The sequence below is a fragment of the Mycobacterium sp. 1245852.3 genome (assembly GCF_001669335.1).
Classification (GTDB): Bacteria; Actinomycetota; Actinomycetes; order Mycobacteriales; family Mycobacteriaceae; genus Mycobacterium; species Mycobacterium europaeum_A.
Map to the genome: position 1 here is coordinate 1 of NZ_LZLL01000606.1, position 1355 is coordinate 1355.

The following is a 1355-nucleotide window of genomic DNA, read 5'->3' on the forward strand; positions in this document are numbered from 1 at the left end:
CCGCGGCTGCCGCAGACCTCGGCCGCTGGCAACCCCCGGCGATCCTGCCCCAGCACCTGCCAGACCTGCTGCTCAGCGAAAACGACATCAACACCGCCGCGCACACCACCGGCATGGCGGTCCGCACACCGATCACGCACATGTGGCACGACGAGGACACCATCTCCAACCCGGCCTGCCTCGACACCTACTTCCCGGCCGAAGCCAACGCCTACCAAGGCACCAACTGGACCGCCATGCAAGGCCAAATCCTCGACGACGCAACCACACCGGGGAGCGCCCGCCACGCACTGATCCAGGCCCTCATCAGCTTCCGCGACGCCGACTCAGCCCAACAATTCTTCAGCCAAGCCAAAACACGCTGGTCCAGCTGCGCCAACCACTCGCTCACCGTCGTCCTGCACAGCCACGCCCCGGTGACATGGAACTTCGGTGAACTGCGGGCCACCGACACCACCCTGACCAACACCCAAACCCAAGCCGGCGGTGATGGTTTCACCTGCCAACGAGCCCTGGGGCTGGCCAACAACGTCATCATCGACACCCTGTGGTGCGGCTTCGACACCACCAGCCAAGCCAGCGACATCGTCACCAAGACCACCGGCGCCATCTCCCAGGCCTGACCACCACCGAGCCCGCCAGGCCATCATCGACTCCATGGGGCACATGACACAGAAGAAGGAGGTGCCGGCAGTGCGCGCGCTTGCCGTCCCCATCTCAGCAATACTCATCGGCGCCACGAGCGTGGCATGCCACCAGAAACCGGCATGTTGCGCCGCCCCGCCACCACCCCCGCCGATTAATTTCAACGACTACCAGCCCGTCAACACCGACGACTACCGCACCTATTCGACCTACGGCTGGAACGGAATTCAGTTCATCACCCGCGCCGGAATCCGCTGCCGAATCTATGACGGCCCACACTCGTTCCAATACGCCGTCGCAATCGACTGCTGGGGCCAACTTCCCGGCGTGGCACCTGGGGTGAACTACGCACAGGTCTCCGAATGGCCCTACGACAAAGACACCTTGACGCCGATCACCCGCGGACCCGCGCCCCCAGGGCACACCGAAGTCTTCTCCCTGCTCAGCCACACCGACCTCAACGAGCAAGAGACCTACCACGCCGGTCCGACCGAGAAAAGAACCGTCGACCCCGCCAGCTACCACCTACTCAATCCTGGGCAGAAAATCGTGGTCCCCGGAGGACACCGCGGCGACGACGACCTCAACACATCAATATGCGCCGTCGTCACCGACGACTCGATCACCTGCGAAATCCAGAACCTCGATCACGACGGCACACACGGCTTCCGGATTCTGCCGCAAGGTAGCCAGACCTACTGATTGGACGA

Annotated in this window: 2 protein-coding genes; both read left to right on the forward strand. The window is 63.5% G+C overall.

Annotated elements, in window-relative coordinates; genetic code table 11:
* Window positions 1-623: sensor domain-containing protein (locus A9W96_RS28335; protein ID WP_067144529.1), on the forward strand; the 623-nt coding region annotated here is incomplete at its 5' end.
* 43 nt (window positions 624-666) lie between these two features.
* Window positions 667-1347, forward strand: coding sequence for a hypothetical protein (locus tag A9W96_RS28340; RefSeq protein ID WP_067144530.1), 681 nt, complete (start codon window positions 667-669; stop codon window positions 1345-1347).
* The last annotated feature ends 8 nt before the right edge of the window (window positions 1348-1355 follow it).